The sequence below is a fragment of the Leeuwenhoekiella sp. ZYFB001 genome (assembly GCF_011784865.1).
Taxonomy (GTDB): domain Bacteria; phylum Bacteroidota; class Bacteroidia; order Flavobacteriales; family Flavobacteriaceae; genus Leeuwenhoekiella; species Leeuwenhoekiella palythoae.
This window is the reverse complement of the sequence record NZ_CP050460.1, coordinates 487642-511901: the sequence shown is the minus strand read 5'-3', so window position 1 is coordinate 511901 and position 24260 is coordinate 487642. Positions and strand designations below refer to the sequence as shown.

Here is a 24260-nt window from a genome sequence, read left to right as displayed (position 1 = left end):
GATGAGACAACTTTACACAACTATACATTATTGTTTCACCATAATCCTTTTTATTCTAGTAAGTAATCAAACGCTTGCTCAAGATGCCAATATGGTAGTTAGAGGTACTATTTTAGATAGCTCTAATAATCAACCCATACCCGGGGCAACAATTGCTGAACAAGATGCCGAAAACAGAACGGTAACCGGAGTCATTGCAGATTTTGACGGAAATTTTGCCATACGTGTAAAAAGCCGAAGCAATAAACTGGTTATTTCAACTTTAGGATACACCTCGCAAACAATACCGCTTTCAGGACAATCGAGCTACACTATTAATCTTACGCCATCAGTAGATGAACTTGATGAAGTAATGATCAGTGTTGAAAAACCAACAGAAAGTGGACTCCTCGATATTTCAGAGCGAAATATGACCACCAGTACCGTTACAGTAAAGGCGGCAGATGTAGAAAATACTCAGGCTGCTTCTATAGACGAAGCCTTGCAAGGACGCGTTCCCGGTGTGGATATCACGGCAAACTCAGGAGATCCCGGAGCGGGAATGCAAATACGCATCCGCGGAACTTCATCTATCACCGGTTCGTCTGATCCACTCGTGGTTGTTGACGGAATGCCTTATGAGACTTCAATCCCTGAGGATTTTAATTTTGGCTCTGCTGACGAACAAGGCTATGCGGCATTATTAAATATCGCACCCTCAGATATTGAAAGTATTACCATACTTAAAGATGCGGCAGCTACAGCAATGTGGGGAGCACGTGCAGCAAGTGGGGTGCTTGTCATCAATACCAAACGGGGTTCTGTAGGTGCACCAAAAATTGGATACACTTTTACCGGTACTTTTATGAAGCTACCACGTACCATACCTATGTTAAGCGGAGATCAATATTCACAATTGATTCCTGAGGAATTTATGAATCGCAATGGGACGCCACTAAATACCCTTACTGTAAAAGAATTTCAATACGATCCACAAGAGGTATATTTCTATAAAAACTACGGTAATAATACAGATTGGGTTGATGCCATTTCGCAGACCGGTTTAACGGGAGAACACAATCTTTCTCTACAAGGTGGAGGTGAGAAAGCGCGCTACTATACTTCAGTAGGTTACTACGATTCTAAAGGTGTAACTAAAGGAACCGCTTTTCAACGTATTAATGGGCGTCTTAATTTAGATTATGTTGTTTCAGACAGAATAAGATTCAAGGCTGATATCGCTTATACACATACGGTTACAGACCGAAACTACGTTAACGGAACCAGCAGCGGAGACCGACTCAGAAGCGTCGCTTATACTAAAATGCCTAATATGAGCATCTATGAGTATGACGATGTAGGAGATCTTACTCCTAATTATTTCTCTCCTGCTCAAAATATTCAAGGCGCCTATAGCCGAACCTACAATCCTGTAGCAATGGCAGAATATGCGACCAACGAACAGACAGGAGAACGTATCGTACCGCATTTTAATCTAAAAGTAGATTTAATCCCACGCCGATTGATCTCGACTTTTGATCTGCAATTTGACTTCAACAGTACCAAAGCCAAAGCATTTTTACCTCAAAATGCAACCGGAAGACCGTTTACAGAAACTGTGGTTAACCAAGCTTCTGATGCGGATGTAGATATTGCCAGCGTAACTTCAAAGACTAATCTTATTTACACACCGGAGATCGGTAAAGACCACTCATTGCAAACGCTTTTATCAATTCAAACCAATGATTTTAGATACGAGTCTCACCAGGCACTGACTTCAAACACAGCGTCTTCATTGCTTACAGACCCGTCTGTTCCTTCCAGAACACAAAATGCGGAATTGCAACTTTATAATAACAATAGTCAGTCTCGCAACGTCGCTGCATTAGTAAATGCTCAATATAGTTTACTGGATCGTTATATTTTTAATGTAGGTGTACGTGGCGACGGAAATTCAAAATTTGGTCCGGGTAATCGCTATGCACTTTTCCCTTCTGTTTCTACGCGATGGAGAGTTTCGGGAGAGCCTTTTATGGATAACTATGATTTTATTGATGACTTGAGTTTTAGAGCTAGTTATGGTCAATCAGGTCGCGCGCCGCGTTACGATTATCGCTATTTTAATGTCTACGGAAACTTTAATTCTTCTTATTTAGGAATGAACGGGGTTTACCCACAAAACATTGAACTCGACAATCTACGTTGGGAAACTCTCACCGGGCAGAACATTGGTTTAAACCTACAAATGTTCAACCGAAGAATTATGCTTGATGTTGATGTCTACAAAAACCGAACAAAAGATCTACTGTTCCAAAATGTAGATTTGACCACCGTATCGGGTTACAGCAGCCTTTCTGATCAAAACGTAGGTACTTTAGATAACCAAGGTTGGGAAGTAGGACTTTACACCACTCCTATTAAAACAGATAAATGGAAGGTGGACTTCAACTTCAACATTGCGAGCAATCAGAATATCATTAGAGAAATTTCAGAATTCTACCCTAGTGAAAGCGGTAATGTAGATCGTAATGGAGAGTTCAAGCGCTTTTTACAAACTGACAATCCTTTTGGTTCGTTTTACGGCTATCGCTTTAAAGGTGTATATCCTGACTTAGAATCTACGCAAGCACGGGATGCAAATGGCAATGTGATCACCGGGCCTAATGGTGAAACAGTTTACATGCGCTTCAACTACCCTAACACAGATTATATCTTTCAACCGGGAGACGCGATCTATGAAGACATCAATAAAGATGGAAACATAGACAGTAGAGATGTGGTTTATCTGGGAAATAGCAACCCAAAATTCACCGGTGGTTTTGGACCTTCGGTAACCTTTAATGATCAGTTTAAGCTGTTGTTGTTTTTCACCTATCGTCTGGATTATGACATCGTGAATGGTACTGATATGTTGACAACCAATATGTACACGTATGACAATCAGAGTACCGCAGTACTGTCTAGATGGAGAAACCCGGGCGACCAGACCAATATGCCTCGCGCGGTGTACGGTGCCGGTTACAACTGGTTAGGTTCAGATCGTTATGTAGAAGATGCTTCTTTTGTGCGTTTCCGCTCTGCGACCTTCAGCTACAACTTTACAAAACCTTTTCTCAAAAAATGGAAACTTGATGACCTGCGCGTATATGTAACAGCAGACAACCTGCTCACATTTACCAATTATCGCGGTCAGGACCCTGAAGTGAATATGCGAGGTGGCGATCCTTTTGGAATTGCAATTGACTACTCAAGAACGCCCCCTACGCGCCGATTTACCTTAGGAATACAAACTCGATTTTAATTAGAACAATCATATCTATGCAAACAAGAATTACACATATACTCGCTATCCTTCTTGCAGCATTAAGTCTGTCTTGTGATAGTTACTTAGACCTCAGACCTGAGAATGGTACTGTACGCCAAGAATTCTGGCAAACTAAAGAAGATGTTCAGGCAGCAGTGATTGGCATTTATTCTGCTATGCTGAACACACCGCCATCAGAAAGCGATCTAACGCTCGCTGAATATTTATTTATGTACGGCGAATTACGCGGAGGAATGGTGAGTCCGGCTGCTTTTACTTCAAACGATCAAAGCGATATCATAACCACAAATATTTTACCGTCAAACAGTATTACGACCTGGTCGCAATTTTATCGCATTATCAACTACTGTAATACGGTGATCGATCTTGCACCAGACGTACTTGAGGAAGACCCAACACTCACACAAGAGCAGCTCAACAATTATTTATCTGAAGCTTTGGCGATACGTGCTTACTTATATTTTACGCTAGCGAAATCGTTTAAAGATGTACCACTTAAACTTGACGCCACCTTGTCTGATGGAGATAATTTTCAGCTTGAAACCACTCCACAAGATCAAATTTTTGCGCAAGTACTGGTTGATCTTAACGAAGCAGAGCGCCTAAGTGTTGAAGATTATGGCAACACGCCTGAAAACAAAGGCCGCATTACAAAATTTGCCATCAATGCGATGCAGGCAGATCTAAACCTGTGGTTAGAAAATTATGATGAGGCTTTAGTCGCTGCTGATAAGATCATCAACTCAGGACAATTTGAATTGATTGATGCGAGTCCGCAATGGTTTACCACGGTTTTTGCCATAGGCAATTCTACCGAAAGCATTTTTGAACTTCAATACACACCCGAAAATCGCGGTCCGTTTTACGGAATCTTTTTACAACAGCCTCAATATCTGGCCGCTCCTGCGGTGCTGGAAGAAGTATTTGGGGTAGACTTCGATGAGCCTGAAAACAAAGACGTGCGCGGCGAACGTGCATCACTGGTTCCGGGAACCAATGAAATTTACAAATTCACCGGTCTCAACGAAGACCAGCGTAAAGCTTTACAAGAATCAGACACGCACTGGTTTATTTATAGATATTCTGATGCTCTATTGATGAAAGCTGAAGCCCTCAACGAATTAGGAAGAGGCGCCGAAGCGATCAGTATTATTGAAGATCTCAGAGAAAAAAGAGCTGCCATAGCACAAACGCAAGAACAAGTTACACCTCAGGATCAAGATGGGATAAGGCGTTATATTCTAGGGGAACGTGCGCGTGAATTTGCCTTTGAAGGAAAACGCTGGTTTGATGTATTGCGTAATGCGCGTAAGAACAACTATGCCTATTTAGACATCTTACTTGGAGTGGCACTGCGCAGTGCTCCTGCCAATCAACAGCAAAGTATTCTTGCAAAACTTCAGGATCCTAACAGCCACTATTTACCAATAAATACGTTTGAGCTGTACACTAATAAAGCACTCACACAGAATCCATTCTACAAATAATTACAAGCTATGAAAACACATTTTAAAGGGTTCAAACTTACATCAGTCTTCATACTTATAGCTTTAGCGAGTATGGTTTTTGGGTGTACCCAAGAAAAATATAAGGAGTCTACAGATGAGACTCTAAATATCACAGAATTTTTAAGAGCTAACCAAGAGGAGTATTCACTATTCCTTGAGATTTTAGAAGTGACAGACTACGCTTCTTTTATGAATACCTATGGGACCTATACCCTATTTCTTCCTACCAATGCTGCCATTGAAGGCTTCTTAGGAGATGTAGGCGCAGGAAGTATAACAGATGTTCCGCTTGAAGATTTACAAGAGCTTGCTAAGCTGCACATACTTTCTGATGTTGTGACCACTGTTGAATTTAATGATGGAAAAATCGCAACGCCAAGCCTACAAGGCCAATTTTTGATCACCGGAGCTTCTAATATCAATGGCGAATCAAGTATTACCATAAACAAAGATTCGCGCATTATCACGTCAAATCTTGAAGTAGGTAATGGGGTGATTCACGTGATTGATAAGGCGCTTCGTGTTGCTGATAAAACACTAGCTGAAACCATTGATGCAGACCCGGAATTATCATTATTTGCCGAAGCGGTACGCGAAACAGGGTGGTATGATGTTTTAGATCAGCCGGTAACTTACGACCAAGACAGTATTTCAAGCCACGTTAGCGTTTTGGCACAAACCAATGCGATTTTTCAAGAGGCCGGCTTAAATTCTATCGAAGATTTAAAAGCACGTTACAGCCACCTTGACGATCCTACCAACCCAGAAGATAGTTTAAACCTATTTGTGGCTTACCGCATAATTCCTGAGTTAGATTACTTAGCAGACCTTGCGGTAAAGTCAGTAGTTCTCACTAAAGCTCCTTTAGAAGTAATCAGTGTAAAACTCGCTAGTGATTCTTTATTACTCAACGAGGAAACCTTCAACGGTATTTTTGAACCAGGCGTTCAGATCAATAGAGCGCAAAGTGATATCACGGCGTCTAACGGTGTGTTGCACTATGTAAATGATAATTTCTTTATTAAAAAACGTTTTCCGGCCCCTGTATATTTTGATGTTGCAGATCAACCGGAATACAGACAACTAAGTGCCGTGTTTAGAAAACCGGGTAACTATGCCGAGTTGGCCAGATCGCAATTATCTGAAGTAACCTGGGAAGGTAATGAAGCCTTTAAGATGGGATATCTGGCTGCTGCCACTGGTGATGGAGCGCAGCTTTCTCAGGCTTGGCACGGTGATGTTGTTGAGCTTTTAAGACACAGAACGGGAGTTATAAACAATCTGGCCTTTACCACACCTGTGATCATAAAAGGACGCTACAAAATTTGGGTTTCCTATCGTCAAAATGCTCGTGCATCAAGTTCTGTAAGAGTATTGTTTAACGGCGAGGCATTACCACGCCTGATCAATTTTACCGAATATGGTAATACCGAACTTCCTGAGCGTGTCCTGGAATCTCAGGGATATAAGCGTCACTTGAGCGTTACCACCAGCAGATTTAATTCGCGATTAGCAGGTATTGTTGAAGTGCCTACCACAGGAAGACACACCATAACTTTAGAATCGCTTGCTTATGCCGGTGGACAATCTTGGATTGATGTTATCGAATTCAGGCCTGTAGATATGGATCAGCTGTATCCAAAATTTGAAGCAGGAGGCGACGGACTCATTTATGAATAAAATCAAACACACTAAACAATTCCATAAAAGGATGATCTATCTAAATAAACATACACGCATTTTTACTGCCGGCATCGCCCTTCTGGCAATGCTGTCGTGCTCTGATCCGTGGGAAGAACATAGCGCTACAACTGATGTAAATCTAAATGCTACTTTAAATCAACGTATAACTGCTACCGCAGAAACTTCAGAATTTGGTGCGCTTTTAGAAGAAACCGGTTATGATAAAGTTCTGGCAGGTTCTAAAACCTATACGGTTTGGGCGCCTACTAATGAAGCGATGGCGAATATTGAAGCAGACGCATTGGCTGACGCTTCGGCTAAAAAGCTTTTTATTGAGAATCATATTGCGCTTACTGCCTTCTCATCGGTTACTGAAGCCGACACCTTAACGGTGCAAATGCTTTCGCACAAGTATTTAGAATTTAAAAATGGATCTGTAATGGCTGATGCCGATGTCGTTTCCGCAGATCAATATGCTTCAAATGGCTTATTTCACATAATTGATAAAGCTTTAGTGCCTAAACAAAATATTTGGGAATATTTAAACACTGATGCTTCGGCAAATGCTATGAGCTCCTTTTTGATTGACCTTAATGAATTTAACCTCTATCAAAGGGATAGCACTGCAAAAGCAACTGCAGCACTTATGCCTGAACTGTTTTCAGATTCTTTGACCAATTCGTTTTTCACCAATGTTTACAACCTCAACAATGAGCAAAACAAGTATACCTTTTTCTTGATGGAAGATGAAGTTTATCAAAGCGAAGTTCAAAAGCTTGAACCTTATTTGATAAAAAGCAACGAAGATTCTACCACAACCTATGCCAGCTATTTTACTGTACGGGACTTGGCATTTCACAAAGCAATTGCTCGTCAAAATTTGCCAGATACACTCACTTCAAAGTTTGGTGTTAAAGTCCCTATAGATACAGATGCTATCGTAGAAGAAGTGCAGTTGAGTAATGGGATTGTGTATGTTATGCGCAGTTTAGACGTGCCTTTAGAGACCCGTTTGCTGACTACGCTAATTGAAGGTGAAGAACCATCAGGTTTTAGTCAAGGTGACAAGCGTGGGAACACCTATTATCGCGAAAAAGAAGATCCTGACGGAGAACTGTTTTATGACATCATGGTGCAAAACCACGAAGTCCCATTGTTCTCTATCTACTATAATGCTAACAATCTTTATAGCACGACTTACGAGGTTTACTGGCGCGCGATCAATGATATACAATCTAACACGTTTCAACAACGCTTAAGGTTTGGCGGCACTATTCAAGAAGATGGTACGGTGACAGATCCTATTGCTACCCTTGATTATACTGATGTTCCTCCTAATACGTATGAGGAGATTTATATTGGCGAATTCACTCTGGACCAGGCCGGAATGCTTGACCTGATCTCACTGATTGCAGCCAACACAAGCTCTACAGGTGCTAATACCCTGACTTTAGATTATTTAAAACTAGTGCCCGTAATTAAGTAATGTCTTTTAAACCAATAGTTATGCTCAAAATATTACAACTAACCTGTATTTTATGCTTGTTTCTCTATGGGGGAGTTACTCAAGGGCTCTATGCTCAAAGTACTGCTGACACTACTGATGTAGCTTCTGAGTCTTCAAAAGGAATTGCAGTAACAGGAATCATTAAAAATGCTGCAAACGGTAAAGGCATTTCTGGAATAAACATCGCCGTGCCTAATTTTTCTGCTGCCATCAGTAATGAAGATGGAAGTTTTTCTATAAATGTGCCGCACCTAAATGCGCTGCTTAGCGTTAGCGGTCAAGAGTTTCAAAGTAAAGTACACCCACTCAACAACAGATCTAGCGGAATTGAAATTTTGCTTTATGAAGCCAACTATTCTCAGTTTTATCAAAATTCAGAATTACCCGGAGGGCAAGCTTTACAATATACTAATCCAAAGGCTGCCACTACGGTAAACTTTTCTGAAGGACAATGGGGCAACCCGGTTAATGAGTCGGTTGCAGATTTTTTACAAGGGCGTGTAGCCGGCCTCAACAGTGTACGTAAATCTGGCGTGCCAGGTGCGGGCGCAAACCTTACACTACGAGGTTTTAATTCGCTTTATGCTACAAATAAACCTTTACTTATTGTAGACGGTATGATCTACGATGATGAAGATTATGGATCCGGAATCATTCAGTATACCGGTTCCTCTCCACTTTCTATGCTAGAGGTAAAAGACATTGAAGATATAACTGTTTTAAAAGATGGCTCTTCAATTTATGGAACCAAAGGAGCTAACGGGGTGATCATCATAACCACCACCCGACCGGTTGATCTAAGTACTAAAATAGATTTTACGATGTACGGCGGAATCAACCAAGAACCTAATGAACTGCCCGTATTGCGGTCAGGAGACTATAGAACCTATTTGTCTCAGCTTGTTGCCACACGCGGAGATACTCAGCAACAAATAGCCAATTACCCTTGGATGAATGATGATCGACAAAGTGAGAATTACTATGCCTATCATAATCAAACCAACTGGCAAGATCAGGTTTTTAAAAGCAGTGCAAACCAAAACTATTTTTTAAAAATTAGAGGAGGTGATGATATTGCAAAATATGGCCTTTCAGTGGGTTATCTCAACAGTGAAGGTGTAATCAGAAATACAGGCCTTGAGCGGTATAACACCCGCCTAAATGCCGCGCTTAGATTGACCGAAAAACTGACCGTAAACGCAAATCTTTCCTTTATTCATAATACAGAGCATTTAAGAGATCAAGGTTTGGCGTACAAAACCAGCCCAATGTATCTGGCACTTACTAAAGCTCCATTTACAGCAATAAATGTGATCAATGCAGCCGGAGAAGTTTCTCCTAATTTATCTGATGTTGATCTATTTAATGTGGGGAATCCGCTTGCAATTATTGAGAACGGAATTGGCATTAATAAAAATTATCGCTTTTACGGGAATCTGGACTTCAATTATAGCATCGCCGAAAATCTTCAGGCTAATATGCTGGTTGGGCTCACATATAACAAAGAACGAGAGTCTTTCTTTATTCCTGATTTTGGTGTGGCAGATGTTATTTTACCTACGGCGATAGGTAACAACCGCAGCGGTAGTGAAGTACAACGTTTATACTCTCTGTATACTGACACCTATTTGAATTATGGAAAACGCTTCAATAATACGCACGGTTTAGATCTCAGATTAGGCTTTAGAACACAAAGCAACGAATCTGAAAGCGATCTAGGTCTTGGATTCAATTCGGCTACAGATGATTTTACAACAGTGGGCGCCGGGAGCAATTTACTTCGTGTTGTAGGAGGTTCTTTAGGCGAATGGAAGTGGATCAACGGCTACCTCAGCGCAGAATATGATTACCTCAACAAATATTATTTAACGCTTAATGGAGCAATTGATAGTTCTAGTCGCTTTGGAGATGATATTCAAAATGGAGGCTTCAACATTGGAGATTCTCAATTTGCAGCCTTAGGGTCTGTATCAGGAGCGTGGCTGCTTTCTTCAGAGGATCTTTTTAAAAATGCTTCGGCTTTAGACCTTTTAAAACTGAGAGCAAGCTACGGTGTAAGCGGTAACGATGACATTGGCAATTTTACTTCACAGCAGCTTTATGTATCCCAGAATCTTTTAGGGATTCAGGGCCTCGTTCGCGGAAATATTGGGAATCCCGAACTCAAATGGGAAACGGTATCTAAACTGAACTTAGGTCTTGACATGAGCTTGTTTAATGAGCGCTTTAATGCTTCGGTTGATGTGTATCAAAATAAAACTTCTGATATGATCACTTACGAGCCGGTTAATACCACGAGCGGTTTTAACTATGTAGTTTCTAACAGTGGCGATATGCAAACTGAAGGTATTGACTTAAGCCTGAATACCCGACTGGTAAATTCTTCTGATGTTAAGTTTGACTTAGGGCTCAACCTTTCGCGCTACGTCAATGAGGTGACCGGTTTACCTTCGGGACCTATTATTTCTGAATTTGGTGGCGCAACCTACATCACGCACGAAGGTCAGGATGCTAATTTATTTTTTGGATATGAGACTAACGGTGTATATGCAACTACCGCCGACGCTCAAGCCGCAGGTTTAAGTAGAAGAATGGAAAATGGTGCTTTACGTGCTTTTAGTGGCGGTGATGTGATTTTTACAGATTTAAACAATGACGGCATTATTGACGATGATGATCGCGTAGTGATAGGAAATCCTAATCCGGATCTTTTTGGAAGTTTCAGCGCTAACTTTAAATGGAAACGCTTAAGCATTTCGAGCTTATTCAATTTTTCGTTAGGCAATGATCTTTACAATGGTGTACGCTACAATCTTGAGAAAATGAGTGGTTATGAAAACCAGACCATTGCTGTAAACAATCGCTGGGTTGCAGAAGGTCAGCAGACTACAATTCCCAGAGCAGTTTGGGGCGATCCATTAGGCAACGCTTCATTTTCTGATCGCTGGATTGAGGATGGCTCTTATTTACGACTTAAAACCCTCGTGGTGGCCTATGATGTTTCAATAGATCTAGAACATATAAAATCATTTAAGGTATATGCTTCCGCAAACAACCTGTTTACGCTGACTGATTATTTAGGCTACGATCCTGAGTTCAGTGCTACTTCTTCCATTTTTGGTCAAGGAGCAGATCTGGGGTTAATGCCACAGTTTACTACAATACAAATGGGTTTAAGACTAGGACTATAATTTAAGAAAGAGATGATGAAACTATTTACAAATACAAAATATACGCTAAAGCTTGGGGCTCTTGCATTGCTCTTAGGATTAGGTTCTTGTCAAGAATATCTAGATGTGGAACCTCAGGACCAACTGAATCAAGATCAGGTTTATCGTGATGTTTTTGACGCAGATGCCGCTGTGGTGGGTATCTATGGAAAGTTTATGGGACTTGCAGAAAAATACGTTGTTCTTAACGAATTGCGTGCAGATTTAGTAAGCCCCACCTATAATGCTGGTCCATTTTACACGCAACTTAGCGAACATAGCGTAACCGCAGAAAACCCATACGCAAGCCCGAAAGATTTCTATGAGGTAATCAACAATTGTAACGATGCGCTGAAGAATTTTGATCTTATGCGCGCTGATAACAGATTAGACAGTAATGAATATAATGAGCGCTACTCAGATATAGGAACTTTAAGAAGTTGGTTATACTTACAATTAGGAATTCACTACGGTCAGGTGCCTTACATCACGGAGCCGGTCGAGAACCTAAACGATATTCGTAACCTCAATCAATATCCACGCATTCAATTTGAGGAATTATTAAATGAGCTCATCACATTCACCGAAGGCTTGCCTTATACAGATACTTACAGTGCTAACAGTACGTTACTCATAGATGTTGATGGGTATAACACCGGGAAATTTTTCATCAATAAAGAATGTTTGCTGGGTGATTTACATCTATGGCGAGGTAATTATGTGCAGGCAGCATCGCACTACAAAGTGGTTTTAGAAACCGCCTCAGACAGTGGTAGCGACTCTGAACGCTATGATGTATACCGCGTAAAATATGCTGAGATCGCAAGCAATAATGACTTAGCTGTAGGTTATATACGTTACCGCGAGCAAGATGCTCAGGCGCTGATCAATAATAATACGCAAGGTTGGCGTTCTATGTTTTCTAGAGAGCCAGATGCCTTATGGAACACCGAGTGGATCTGGTCACTACCCTTTGACTCCAGCTTTGCGCCTGAAAATCCGTTCATCAATTTATTTTCTAATCAGAATGGCAACTACCTACTCAAGCCGTCTCAAGAAGCGATGAATTTGTGGGAAGATCAAACGCAGCTTAACGGGTTTCCTTATGATGCCCGCGGTTCTAAGTTCTCTTACTCTATGATTAACGGCGATCCGGTTATCATGAAGTATTTGTATAACTACTTAAACCCGGTAAGTCAATTGCCGGTAGATGTATTTCAACGCGATGGCAGATGGTTTCTGTACCGTGCGGCAAAATTGCATTTACGTTATGCTGAAGCGGCAAACCGCGATGGGCAACACCGTCTCGCTGATGCTTTACTGAACTATGGCTTACAAAATGAATATACCGTTGAAGGTGTTGAAGATGTGACAGATATAGAACAGACTAATCTTCCGTTTCCTTATAATTTTGATGCGCGACAAGGTGATTTCCCATTCTACAGAGGAAATTGGTATCGCAACGGTGGTCTGCGAGGTAGAGCCTATCTCGAGCGTGCGCCGGTGTATGGGGACAGCTTGATTTCCATAGAAAATAATTTAATTGAAGAAGCTGCGCTCGAACTTGCTTTTGAAGGCAATCGCTGGGGGGACTTAGTGCGCGTAGCAATACATCGTAACGATCCTGCATTTTTAGCTGATAAGATCTATGCTAAACTGAATGCGCAAGGCAATGCAGAAGCTTCTGCCGTACGTACCAAATTAATGTCTCAAGAAAACTGGTACCTCCCTTTTGTATGGAACGATGAAGAGTAACTAACGATTTTGTTTGTGTTTAGATTTAATTCTAATTTTGAGACGATAATGCTGCGGGTAACACCGCGGCATTGTTGTTTTACAGCAGTTTGTGAATCTCTGCAAACACACAGGAGAGAACAGGATAGAATACCTTAGCTTGATCGCTAACTTTGAATAGCTTCCTTTAATTAAACACTATTCATTACCGCGTATGCCAAGATTCTCATCAATTTTCTTTTTATTCTTTTCTTGCATAGTGTCCATTTTAGTGAGTGTTTCTTGCAAGGAAAATCAGAGTACTAAATCTGAAGTTTCCACTGATAAACCGAACTTTTTAGTCATTATCGCTGATGACGCCGGCTGGAATGATTTAGGGATTCACGGTTCAGAAATCAAAACGCCTACTTTAGACAGTCTGGCCGCGCAAGGACTTCTTTTAGAACGTTACTACACCTACCCCACCTGTTCCCCTGCTCGCGCAAGTTTCTTAACCGGGCGTCCGGCAAGCAGAATGGGCATCGTAGCTCCTATAAGTGGTCGCAGTGAACTCAATCTACCGGATAGCATTATAACCTTACCTCAGGCGCTTGGTGCGCTTAACTACAACACAGCATTAATGGGTAAATGGCATTTAGGCTTAAAACCCGAAAGTGGTCCCGAAGCCTATGGGTTTGATTTCTCCTACGGATTTTTACACGGTCAACTAGATCAGTATGCGCATACATATAAAAATGGCGACAGCACCTGGTATAAAAATGGAAAATTCATCACCGAAGAAGGGCACGTAACAGATTTACTTACAGCCGGCGCGATACATTATTTAGACACTCTAAATCCCGAAAAAAACTTTTACCTGCAGTTGGCATACAGCGCACCACATATTCCGTTGCAGGAACCTCATGAATGGTTAGAACAGTACAGTACAATTGCAGACAGTTCACGACGCGCTTATGCCGCTGCGATGAGTCATATGGATCACGGCATTGGCAAAGTGCTGCAGAAATTAAAGCAAACTCAAAGAGCTGAAAATACCATCATTCTTTTTATAAGCGATAACGGAGCTCAAGAACAATGGATTCCTACCACTCAATATGAGGGTAAGTATGGTCCTAATTATGCTCTGGGCAGTAATCTACCGTTGAGGGATTTTAAAACCTCTAATTATGAAGGAGCCCTTCGTGTTCCTGCAATTTTTTCTTGGCCGAAACTAAATGCCAAAGGTTCGTCTTCAAATTATATTAATGTTTCAGACTGGATGCCAACCTTTTTACAATGGGCGCAGGCCACAGCAATACCGCCTTCGGTGGAAGGGGAATCGATCGAAAAATTACTAACTACATCAGCAAGTGCACGCAAAAAGCCTATTTACACTCGAGGTCATTTGCAAGAATCTTTGATTGTTCCGCCGTTTAAACTGATTAGAACGCGCCACCTAGAGGGTCAAGCCGATTTTGAATTGTATGATATTGAAACAGACCCATCAGAAACCCAAAATATAGCTTTAGAACACCCTAAGAAAGTTGATGAATTAAAAGTAATTTTAAAGGAAGAGTTTTCTAAAGATACTCCGCAAGTCAATGTTGAGCTTAAACATTAAAGCATTCCTGCTAAAATTCAGCCTAAAATAAAAAAAGTATGAGCATTTTTAAAACAACCAATCAAGAGGTAAATCCAAGAGGTATTCAAAAAAAACACATTTTTAATTTCAATGTAGACTTAGAAGTCCTCAACTGGCTGCCTATGTCAATAAAATGCCTGAGCACCGCCTTCCTCATTTTAGGATTGGCCGGCTGCTCACAGCATAAGGAAAAAACACTGACACAAATTAGCCTTACCAACCCTGAGGACATAGCGCTTAATGATAAAGCTGTTGCCATTGCGCTAGAAAAATTAGAGTATACCGCTTCAAAAAACTATCCGCTACTTACACTTGATCAAGATACCATAGCCTCGCAATTGAGTGATCTGGATGCAGATGGCACAGCTGATCATCTATTTTTTGTTTTGGATTTTGAGCCAAAAGAAGCTAAAAAAATTCAACTTGAGTGGGTTGCAGAAGCTCCTCAATATGACATAAAAACAAGTATACGTTTTGGTAAACGTAAGGCGAAAGACCAACCTGTACAACCTGCATTAGAAGAGACGCTCTCTGCTCAGGATATGCCGAAAGCTTTAGGTTTTCAAAAGTATCAAACCGATGGCCCAACTTGGGAAAACGATAAAGTTGCCTTTAGACATTATCTTGACGGAAGAAATGCTAAAGACGTCTACGGTAAGAAAACTGCAGCTATTTCTCCGGAAAATGTTGGTCTGGATTCGGCCGGCGCAGTTGTTGACAATTACCATACGATGGAAGCTTGGGGCCGCGATGTTTTTCCGGTAGGTAATTCAGCCGGACTGGGTGGATTTGGCATTATCGCAAAGGACAGCATCAGACGTTTAGGAATTTTGGTTACAGACACGCTTAGCAATGTAGAACAAACCCATTTTAAAATTGTTGAAGAAGGTGCGGTTAAATCAACCATGCATATTGACTATACTAACTGGAACACCGCAGGAAATACGTATCAAGCAGAAGAGACTACGAGTATATGGCCGGGGATGTATGCCTATCAAAATACGGTTTCTGTTACCGGATTACAGCAAGGCGATACGCTCGCCATCGGGCTTTCTAACATTAATAATAAAAATGGTGTAGAAGAATTAAAATCTGAAAAATGGGTTGCGCTTATTCAACATGACAGCTTGACCTACGATCGTAAATGGGTTATGGGAAGTGCATTGATTCTGCCTGCTGCTGCCTATCAAAATTATTCTGAAGCACCAAGCACCGGAAATTTCACACAATCCTATTTGGCTGAACTCAATGTAGGCAACGATACGCCGGTGACCTATTATGGAGTTTCTGGTTGGGAGTTGAGCCAAGAGCCAAAATTTAAAGATGCTGCTTATTTTAAATCTTATGTTGAACAATTGGCTAACCAATTATATACTGAGATCGATATTCAAATAGAAAACTAATACTATGCCTGTTCACGCTTTTACCATGCAACTCAAACCCGGTTTTGAGAAAGAATATAAACGCCGTCACGATTTGATCTGGCCGGAACTGCAACAACTTCTAAACGATTCCGGGATTGAAACCTATCATATTTTTCTAGATGAATCTAGCCTGAAGCTTTTTGCATTTCAACAACTCAAAGAAGGGCATACCACTGCAACACTTCCGCGGGATCCTATTGTAAAGAAATGGTGGGCCTATATGGCTGACATTATGGAAACCAACGCAGACCATTCCCCTGTAGAAACCCCATTAAATGAAGTTTTTGAGCTACAAAAGGAATAAGACCAGTTTAGACCTATAGAAAATAAAACCCTGAATGTAAATATTCAGGGTTTTGTTTTGATAAGCTGCTTTAAATGCTACTGGCCTTATTTACTAGAGCCTTTAAAGTTTTGCGAACTGTTTTTAAACAGTACATTAAAGGTTGTCAAACTACCGTAAATACGCGTTATATATTGCTGAAGATCTATTTTCTCTTGATCGTCAAGATTTTTACTGCTGTTGATCTTTTGTTCCATCACTCGAATACGATCACGCACCATTACGATCTTGTGAAAGAAGGTTTCAATAGGAATATCTTTACTTGCCAGACCTGCATCTGCCGGACTTAACGTGAGGGTGCCGCCTTTGTATTTATCAGCTATAGGTACGATCTCAGAAATATCTGAATACTGCTTCAGTAAGTTGCGCAACGTCTTTTCGACCTCATAAAAACTTACTGTATCTACCTCATCATCAACTGCCTCAATGATTTCCATTTCGGTATCAATAGTAACCGTTTCTAGACCGTTGTCAATAAAAGTGATCCAGTAAAGTTCTGAAGTAACATTGGTCACAACGCCTTCACCATAATCGGCGTGCTTAACGCGTGATCCAATCCCTAAAATTTTAGCCATAAAAATGAATTAAATTAAACTACCTCGGGCATTACCTTTGGCGGCGCTAAGAAATGTTTTAGTATTAAAGATTCTTATCAATCATCTCATACTGATAGAATTCTTCTTTTACACTCTCATAATTGAGACCGTACTGCACCAACATAGCCATCGCTCCTAAAAAGAAAAATCGATCAAAGAAATAGAAAATCTCAAATTCAAAATAATATGCAAATAAAGCGGCTATGTCTGAGAATATAAAGCCAAAAGCAAAAAAGATATACAACAACGACCGGTTGCTGTTGTACTTGTTATTGTAAGCAATCGCCTGAACACCCAAAACCATCATAGCTGCCCCATAAACATAGAGAAGTATGGGTTCTACACCATCGTGAAAGGTATAGGTTACCATACTCATATTCATAATCACATAAAGCGTATAAGTATTTGCGGCAACTAGAATAAGCGTAATAAGTACTACGCCGGGTTTAAAATTTATCTCTGAAATTTTAGGAAGCCGTTCAAAAACTATGGTCAGATAACACAATGTTCCGAGGATCAGGTAAGATTTGTACCCCCAAGGTTCTTCATAGAATTGAAAAAATATATCTCTTCCTATAAAAAACAAAAACGCAATAACCGTCCAAAGGTTTAGGAGTTCTTTCTTGATCAGATAATACGCAAAAAAAATACCGATACTTACAAGGCGTATCAACCTGCTTGTTTCGAGATCGGTCAAGGCAATAACGGTGAGGTTAATGACAATAAGCAAACCTATAAAAGATAAGTACTTGCCTTTATCATTCAATAAATACTTTGGGGTCATAGTTTTATACCATTAAACACTATTAGGGGTTGTCTAATAATTACGTAAAAGTTAACCAATTGGTTTTAGAAATACCATAAGGATTAAAAATCTACAACAACGCCAATCCCCAGTTGTTGTTTCCACTGAGTTCTGGCTCCCATTACCACTTCTTCACCATCAACGTTAGTTTCGGTAATTTTTACGTCATTATCGTATTTTAAATGTGATCCCACTTTAGCCAGCACAAAACTATTCACTTTAAAATTCAAGTTGAGTTCCCAGTCTATATCAACATTCCCGAAGCTTTTTAGATAATCAGTATAAAGATTGACCAGGTTGGTCAGGTTTATATTCTCCATTACCTGAGCATTTAAAGAACTCTGTATCAAAATTCCCAATTCGCTATTGACGTTTGAACCTTCCCTAATAATATTTCCATCAGCATCGCGCACCGCAGGTTCAACACCAAAAGCACCATTGTTAGCCAGGTCTTGATCAAGCACAAAAGTTGATTTATAGGTCAGTGGAGAGGCGTATATAGATAAATTATCCAAACGTTGCCCATACTCACCGCCTACCCCTAAAAAGATGTAGCCCGGAGCCATGAACTGAGAAATTGGCGTGCTGGTATCAGGATATTTATATCCATTTGTAAATTGAGAAGCAAATCTAAATTTAGCTGAATAGTACCAGTTAGATAAGGTATCGCGGCGGTATCCAAAATCTGAGGTAAGCTCTAGATTATCATCCGTTTTGCGTAACTCCTGCCCTTCTTGACTGTTTACTCCGTAGCGCGTAATAAGTTTATTACGCCATTTGCGCTTTTTATCAGAATAATTACGTTCTAGAACCACTTCAGCAAGACCAGAAATGGAATTACTACCACCGGCATTCCAATTCACAAAAGCAACTTCACTTAAATCAATTCCCACACGATTCAATTCTTGCCAATTGGTCTCCGGTTTTGGAGCTAATTGTTCAGTTAATCGTTTTACTAAATTCTTTTTAATAGGAAGCGGAAAAGCGACGTGCTGCGCATGAACAGCTTTACCTGTCAAAAGGATGACGCAGCATAAAGTGAAGTATACAAGTCTTTTCAAATCATTTGATTTTACAGATTACTTATTAATATTCAAACGTACCAAAGGGCGATTTAATTGTTAGTGACTTCTCATTTGAAGCCTCAACGCGTCCAACGATCTGAGCATCTATATTGAAGGATTTAGAGATCTCAATAATATCCTGAGCCAGACTTGGATCTATATACAATTCCATTCTATGTCCCATATTGAAAACCTGATACATCTCTTTCCAATCAGTACCGCTTTCTTCTTGAATAAGTTTGAATAGTGGCGGAACCTCAAATAGATTGTCTTTAATAATGTGCAGATTTTCAACAAAATGTAAAATTTTAGTCTGCGCTCCACCACTGCAATGCACCATCCCGTGTAGTAAACTTTTATCTACGGAAGCTAAAATCTTTTTGATCACAGGCGCATAAGTTCGTGTTGGAGATAACACTAATTTTCCGGCGTCTAACGGACTCGCTTCAACGGAATCTGTAAGTTTTTTAGAGCCACTGTACACCAAATCTTCCGGTACAGCTTTATCAAAACTCTCAGGGAATTTTTCGGCTAAATAGTTTTCAAAAACATCGTGACGTGCAGAAGTAAGACCATTACTTCCCATACCGCCATTGTACTCGGTTTCATAAGTAGACTGACCAAAACTAGCCAGACCTACGATAACGTCACCCGGCTTAATATTTGCATTATCAATAACATCTTCTTTCTTCATTCTCGCCGTCACCGTAGAGTCTACGATTATGGTGCGCACGAGATCTCCAACATCTGCGGTTTCCCCACCGGTACTTTTAATAGAAACACCGTGCTTTTCAAGGTCAGCTATCAATTCTTCGGTACCATTTATAATTGCAGAAATGACTTCGCCGGTGATCAGGTTTTTGTTTCGGCCAATCGTTGACGAAAGCAAAATATTATCGGTAGCGCCCACGCACAGAAGATCGTCGATATTCATAATTAACGCATCCTGAGCAATTCCTTTCCAAACGGAAAGATCGCCGGTTTCCTTCCAATACATATAAGCGAGCGAAGATTTAGTCCCGGCACCATCAGCGTGCATAATTAAACAATGCTCTTCACTACCGGTCAGATAATCAGGGACTATTTTACAAAATGCTTTAGGAAATAACCCTTTATCAACATTTTTAATGGCTTTATGCACTTCTTCCTTTCCGGCAGAAACACCACGCTGAGCGTAGCGTTTAGAAATCTCTTGACTCATGATTGTTAATTATTTGGCAAAAGTAAGAAATAAAAACGTCCTGATATTTCAGGACGTTTTTAAAAAAAGCTTTTTACTACTATTCCCAATCTGGCATTGACGCGTTAGTAAAGAGAAGGTCGTCATTTGAGAAATTATTTAGAGATGAAATGTAAATCTCAGGTTCTGAATTTAGATTACTCGGTTTTCTAGCAAAAATGATTTCTCCCTCTGAAGGCGACCAACTAGGTTGAACATCATTCAATCCTTCGGTTACTCCATTATTTAAAAGCGCTTCAGAATTTGTATTGAGGTTATATATGTAGATCCTGCTAGAAAATTGACGGTATTGTGTGTTTTCTGAGCCAGAAGTATCCTTAGCATAAACAAGCCTGCTTCCGTTTGCGTCTAAGTCAATACCTATTACAGCACCCGGAGTGTTTTGGTAAACCATTTGCTCTATTGTTCCTGATGATAAACGCACCGTATATACACTTACGTTATAGCCGTTGCTATCATTGGTCTTCAAGGCGATTAAATTGTCGTCAAATGCAGCCGCACTCACTTCTGAAATAAAACTTCCGTCAGGAGTTTGGTAGATTAAAGAAAGACCTCCACCATCAGGATTAATGCTATAAAGCTTGTCAAAGCTAGGATAGTATAGTTTTCCTCCGTTTTGTGCCCAAGTATAGTTGAGCTCACTAACTCGAAATCCATTTAAAGGAATAGCATTAGTCACCTGCTTTATGTCTGAACCATCTAAATTCATGGTGTGCAGTTGTGTTGCTCCATCGACAGTTCTTAAAAACGCGATTTTGGAGGTTTCTACATTACGTCGCGGCTTAAAGCTATTATAGGTCTCTGAGGTAAGTTGAAACTCATTAAAATTAATCTCTCCGGTATTTTCATCATCAGCATCTTCATCGTTACCTCCTGAAAAAATCACGCTATTCCCATTAATAGATCTTACATATAGAAAATCATTTTCAGGCGTTGTAGTTGTACTAAATTGTCCTAAAACGCTTTGTACAGGTTCATTTTCTCCATCAGATGCAGTTACTTGCCAAAAATAATTGCTTCCATACCTTAACTTTTCTACGGTTGCCATAGTATCAGCAACAACTTCTATATTCTGGATTTCATTTGTAGTTCCATTTCTAAGTTGTAAGGTATACACAATTTCATCAGTATCATTAGCAGATGATGACCAAACAAATTCGACCTTTGCCTCTAAGTCAGAAGCTCCATTTTCTGGTGAAAGTAACTCGGGAACTTTAGGAGCTCTGTTTTCATCTCCACCTACAACCAATTCAAAACTTACACTGCTGCGTTGTTCACTTAAAATGGTCACCGCTTCAAAAGCATCTGTATAGCCTTCCAACTCTGCTTGAACAGAATACTCTCCTGTTTTTACTGCTTCAATCAAAAAATTACCATCACCATCTGTAAACACTGTGCTTGATGAAGGATTAGTAACTATTTTCACATTAGCTAAGGGCGTTTTTGAAACAGCATCAACCACAGTACCATCAAGCGAACCTATACCATTTTCTTCAATAGTATCTTCGCTACAAGAAAGCATTAGACCTACTGTTAGAATTAAAAAGTAAATACAATTATTTTTCATTGTTCTAATTATTAACAGGGTTAGTTGCATCAGTTGGAGTTTGAATTGTTGCCTTTTTAGCAAAATCGAAGTAGTATTTTAATCCAACGCCCAAATTCAAGTAATGATCATCTCTTTTACCATTTATAAGGTTATCTACCTTATCGGTGAAAGTAACATTATGTTCTGCCCATAATTTGAGCCCAATTTTAGAAGATAGAGCATACTCAAGACCTGCACCATATTGAACTTTTGCATCGGTTTGACCAGCATCTAGACCTAATGATTCTTCATTTTCAGAAAAGCCCAGTAGAACTCCACCTCCGGCAAATAAATAAGGTGATAACTTATCATTTTTTAAAAGTTTGAATTCGGCATTCAAATCAACGCTTGCAAAATTTTGATCATAGGTATCTCCCGTTTTAAAATTTAAATACGCTGCATTAAAATTTAGACTGAAACTTTGACTCAATGCTTTCGTATATCCTGCCTTAATCATAGCCCCAAAACGCTTAGCACTATAATCTGCATCAAGCATCGTAGTACCTAAAGAGAAGTTCAAGGCATTAGTATACTGCTGCTTAAAAAATATACGATTATACAATCCAGTACTTTCGGCAACTTCTTTGTCTGCATTGTAGGCGGTTACTAATTCTTCATTAACTGCATTTCCGCCTTTAGCAGACCAATATCCATCTGCTATTCCTTCTATAATTAAATCGTGAACAGCTTTCTCAACAGCGTCTTTTACTGCCAATTGAACGGGTTCATTGCGAGTGATTCCCATCTCAGTTTCTAATAAGCGTTGAAACTTTACAAAGCGAAACAAACTAGCATCTAGCGCTTGTGACAAGATGGTTTTAGAAACATAAACCGTTTTTAATATTTCACCATTACTGGTAGAGACCATTCTTAAATAGACCGTGATTCGGTCTTGCCTATACTTTGCCGAACCTCCAAGTCCAAAATAACGCGCACCAACACCTCCGGTAATTATATTAGTATCATACGACACAATGCCACCCTCTAATAAAATACCAGCATATTTAAGTGGTGGAAGCGGTGGCTCATTGGGGTTTAAATTTTTAATATACTCTTGCTTTGTGTTTCTAATAATATTGCGCTCTGTTGAAAGGTTACTTAGGTTTTCTCGCTCTATAGGAATAAACCAACCACTATCTTCAAGTGCCTTTAGTAAGATCGCCGTAGAGCCTTGAGTTACCGCAGTACTAAATGTACTACCATTCTCAACCGCTTTATATTGCCCTGTTTGATCTGAAAAATTATAAACTGCCACTTCCACAGGAGCTTGGGCCGGTGGTAAGTTTAATAGGTTTTGAGTAGACTTAGAGTATTCCCCTAAACGTGCCGGGGTTTGGTCAAAAGGTTGGTTGAAATAAGTTCCGCAAGAATTTAAAGCGGTAATTAAAAATACCGCTGTAATGACTTTGTAAAATTTCATCTTGATTTATTGATTTGGGACTATAACTTGAGTTTGCTCACCTGTAGAAGTGTCTAGAATATTGATCACTAACCCTTCTTCACTCTCAAAAACTTCAACGGCCAGCGTTCCATAGGTAAATGTGCCTTCTTCGGTAAAATCACCAATTCCTTCTATTTGTTGTTGAAGCAGTGTTCTTGAAATCTGACTTAAAACTTGTTTATTCAAATTATCACCAAATTGTTCTAATTCTGACTTTTGATCTTCAGCACTCAAACCTTCTTTTAAACCATTTTGTACAGTAGCCGAACTCAATAACCAATTATAGTTAAAGGTATCCCCTCCAAAAGCCGGGTTAAGCGGTTTGTAAGTAAATTGCTGGGCGTGCATGAAGGTTATTCCTCCAAATAATAGAATTAAAAAAGTAATTGTTTTCATATTAATAGTGTATAAACTTATCCTTCTGTTGCTCTAAAATCTGCAATCGCTCTACAACCTTACTAATTGCGATGCTTGCGTGCTGTTCAAGATATTTGCGCTGAGGTTGGGCAAAAAATTGCCAAACGACAAAATCATCTATTTTAACCGAGATGCGAGTAGTTCTTGATCTACCCGGAACCTCAAGAATTCTAATATTCTTGGAAGACTTTATATCTTTATTGTAGAAAAGGGAATAAAAGTATTTGTAAAAATCTCTGCCCGCTTTTGTGATTGACTTTTGTATTACCAGACCTTGTAGTTTAAAACCATCTTGTGGAGCAGCTTGATCTATTTGATCTGAAGAAATGGCTATGAGATTTCCCTTTAAATTGTCTAAATTCGATAGACTACCTTGTTCTAACTCGATCCTATCTTTACCTATAGGTTTACCGTCTTGATCATAGATTAATAAAACGATAATTGTTTTGTTAGAGACAGCATTAGATAAAACTAAGGTTTGAAGCTCCTTTTTTTCGTACGCACTTAATACGAACCTTTGTTTATCATTATCTTTTGAAACTGTGCCGTCAGCTTGAGTTTTAAAAATTAAAAAATCATATTCTAGGGTACGGTCTACAGGAGATTTATTTTCTGCCAATGCAAAAAACTTTAAAAACTCACTATTTCGCTCTATCCTTATAGACGCTGCGACCTCTTTATTATAGAATTGCGCGTGTGTTTTAACCAATGAAAAAAAAAGAAGAACACTATAAACACTTATAATTTTCAATTTTACAATAGGTTTAATTAGCACA

The 24260-nt window shown here is 39.8% G+C and carries 17 protein-coding genes; 9 read left to right on the top strand and 8 right to left on the bottom strand.

Going from position 1 to position 24260, the window contains the following annotated elements:
- The first annotated feature begins 1 nt into the window (after position 1).
- The 9 genes from HCN54_RS02200 to rhaM all read left to right on the top strand — a co-directional run bounded on the left by HCN54_RS02200 (position 2) and on the right by rhaM (position 16294).
- Positions 2–3280 carry a SusC/RagA family TonB-linked outer membrane protein gene (locus tag HCN54_RS02200; protein ID WP_167596351.1) on the top strand — a complete coding sequence of 1093 codons (3279 nt, stop codon included), beginning with the start codon at positions 2–4 and terminating at the stop codon, positions 3278–3280.
- Positions 3281–3297: 17 nt separating this feature from the next.
- On the top strand, positions 3298–4791 hold the full coding sequence (locus HCN54_RS02195; protein WP_167596350.1) for a RagB/SusD family nutrient uptake outer membrane protein: 1494 nt from the start codon (positions 3298–3300) through the stop codon (positions 4789–4791).
- Between the two features lie 9 nt (positions 4792–4800).
- Complete coding sequence (locus tag HCN54_RS02190; RefSeq protein ID WP_167596349.1) at positions 4801–6492, top strand: fasciclin domain-containing protein; 1692 nt, start codon at positions 4801–4803, stop codon at positions 6490–6492.
- 31 nt (positions 6493–6523) lie between these two features.
- Positions 6524–7981, top strand: a complete 1458-nt coding sequence (locus tag HCN54_RS02185) for a fasciclin domain-containing protein (RefSeq protein ID WP_167596348.1) — start codon at positions 6524–6526, stop codon at positions 7979–7981.
- Between the two features lie 20 nt (positions 7982–8001).
- The gene (locus HCN54_RS02180) at positions 8002–11193 is read left to right on the top strand and encodes a SusC/RagA family TonB-linked outer membrane protein (RefSeq protein WP_240924930.1); all 3192 of its coding nucleotides are present in this window, start codon (positions 8002–8004) and stop codon (positions 11191–11193) included.
- A gap of 12 nt (positions 11194–11205) precedes the next feature.
- Positions 11206–12966: a RagB/SusD family nutrient uptake outer membrane protein gene (locus HCN54_RS02175; protein WP_167596346.1), complete on the top strand. Its 1761-nt coding sequence runs from the start codon at positions 11206–11208 to the stop codon at positions 12964–12966.
- Positions 12967–13216: 250 nt separating this feature from the next.
- Complete coding sequence (locus HCN54_RS02170; RefSeq protein WP_240924929.1) at positions 13217–14545, top strand: sulfatase-like hydrolase/transferase; 1329 nt, start codon at positions 13217–13219, stop codon at positions 14543–14545.
- 38 nt (positions 14546–14583) lie between these two features.
- Complete coding sequence (locus HCN54_RS02165) at positions 14584–15969, top strand: DUF4861 family protein (RefSeq protein WP_240924928.1); 1386 nt, start codon at positions 14584–14586, stop codon at positions 15967–15969.
- 4 nt (positions 15970–15973) lie between these two features.
- The gene (gene rhaM, locus HCN54_RS02160; protein ID WP_167596344.1) at positions 15974–16294 is read left to right on the top strand and encodes an L-rhamnose mutarotase; all 321 of its coding nucleotides are present in this window, start codon (positions 15974–15976) and stop codon (positions 16292–16294) included.
- Between the two features lie 86 nt (positions 16295–16380).
- Here the strand turns inward: rhaM and HCN54_RS02155 are convergent, their stop codons facing one another.
- The 8 genes from HCN54_RS02155 to HCN54_RS02120 form a co-directional block, all read right to left on the bottom strand.
- Positions 16381–16908 carry a hypothetical protein gene (locus HCN54_RS02155; RefSeq protein WP_167596343.1) on the bottom strand — a complete coding sequence of 176 codons (528 nt, stop codon included), beginning with the start codon at positions 16906–16908 and terminating at the stop codon, positions 16381–16383.
- A 64-nt stretch (positions 16909–16972) separates the two neighbouring features.
- On the bottom strand, positions 16973–17713 hold the full coding sequence (locus tag HCN54_RS02150; RefSeq protein WP_167596342.1) for a hypothetical protein: 741 nt from the start codon (positions 17711–17713) through the stop codon (positions 16973–16975).
- Between the two features lie 83 nt (positions 17714–17796).
- Positions 17797–18795 (bottom strand): DUF3078 domain-containing protein, encoded by a 999-nt coding sequence (locus HCN54_RS02145; RefSeq protein WP_072983959.1) that lies wholly within the window; start codon positions 18793–18795, stop codon positions 17797–17799.
- 25 nt (positions 18796–18820) lie between these two features.
- Positions 18821–19999, bottom strand: a complete 1179-nt coding sequence (locus tag HCN54_RS02140) for an AIR synthase related protein (protein ID WP_167596341.1) — start codon at positions 19997–19999, stop codon at positions 18821–18823.
- Positions 20000–20078: 79 nt separating this feature from the next.
- The gene (locus HCN54_RS02135) at positions 20079–21605 is read right to left on the bottom strand and encodes a carboxypeptidase regulatory-like domain-containing protein (RefSeq protein WP_167596340.1); all 1527 of its coding nucleotides are present in this window, start codon (positions 21603–21605) and stop codon (positions 20079–20081) included.
- Between the two features lie 4 nt (positions 21606–21609).
- Positions 21610–23046 carry a CsgG/HfaB family protein gene (locus HCN54_RS02130; RefSeq protein WP_167596339.1) on the bottom strand — a complete coding sequence of 479 codons (1437 nt, stop codon included), beginning with the start codon at positions 23044–23046 and terminating at the stop codon, positions 21610–21612.
- A 6-nt stretch (positions 23047–23052) separates the two neighbouring features.
- Positions 23053–23463, bottom strand: a complete 411-nt coding sequence (locus HCN54_RS02125) for a curli production assembly/transport component CsgF (RefSeq protein WP_167596338.1) — start codon at positions 23461–23463, stop codon at positions 23053–23055.
- A gap of 1 nt (position 23464) precedes the next feature.
- Positions 23465–24235 carry a CsgE family curli-type amyloid fiber assembly protein gene (locus tag HCN54_RS02120; RefSeq protein WP_167596337.1) on the bottom strand — a complete coding sequence of 257 codons (771 nt, stop codon included), beginning with the start codon at positions 24233–24235 and terminating at the stop codon, positions 23465–23467.
- Positions 24236–24260: the final 25 nt, after the last annotated feature.

Bases quoted from the DNA above. Each gene is read 5' to 3' on its own strand.
- HCN54_RS02150 (WP_167596342.1), bottom strand. From the start codon at position 17,713: ATGACCCCAAAGTATTTATTGAATGATAAAGGCAAGTACTTATCTTTT.
- rhaM (WP_167596344.1), top strand. From the start codon at position 15,974: ATGCCTGTTCACGCTTTTACCATGCAACTCAAACCCGGTTTTGAGAAA.
- HCN54_RS02200 (WP_167596351.1), top strand. From the start codon at position 2: ATGAGACAACTTTACACAACTATACATTATTGTTTCACCATAATCCTT.
- HCN54_RS02180 (WP_240924930.1), top strand. From the start codon at position 8,002: ATGCTCAAAATATTACAACTAACCTGTATTTTATGCTTGTTTCTCTAT.
- HCN54_RS02165 (WP_240924928.1), top strand. From the start codon at position 14,584: ATGAGCATTTTTAAAACAACCAATCAAGAGGTAAATCCAAGAGGTATT.
- HCN54_RS02195 (WP_167596350.1), top strand. From the start codon at position 3,298: ATGCAAACAAGAATTACACATATACTCGCTATCCTTCTTGCAGCATTA.
- HCN54_RS02185 (WP_167596348.1), top strand. From the start codon at position 6,524: ATGATCTATCTAAATAAACATACACGCATTTTTACTGCCGGCATCGCC.
- HCN54_RS02190 (WP_167596349.1), top strand. From the start codon at position 4,801: ATGAAAACACATTTTAAAGGGTTCAAACTTACATCAGTCTTCATACTT.
- HCN54_RS02125 (WP_167596338.1), bottom strand. From the start codon at position 23,463: ATGAAAACAATTACTTTTTTAATTCTATTATTTGGAGGAATAACCTTC.
- HCN54_RS02130 (WP_167596339.1), bottom strand. From the start codon at position 23,046: ATGAAATTTTACAAAGTCATTACAGCGGTATTTTTAATTACCGCTTTA.
- HCN54_RS02140 (WP_167596341.1), bottom strand. From the start codon at position 19,999: ATGAGTCAAGAGATTTCTAAACGCTACGCTCAGCGTGGTGTTTCTGCC.
- HCN54_RS02155 (WP_167596343.1), bottom strand. From the start codon at position 16,908: ATGGCTAAAATTTTAGGGATTGGATCACGCGTTAAGCACGCCGATTAT.
- HCN54_RS02175 (WP_167596346.1), top strand. From the start codon at position 11,206: ATGATGAAACTATTTACAAATACAAAATATACGCTAAAGCTTGGGGCT.
- HCN54_RS02135 (WP_167596340.1), bottom strand. From the start codon at position 21,605: ATGAAAAATAATTGTATTTACTTTTTAATTCTAACAGTAGGTCTAATG.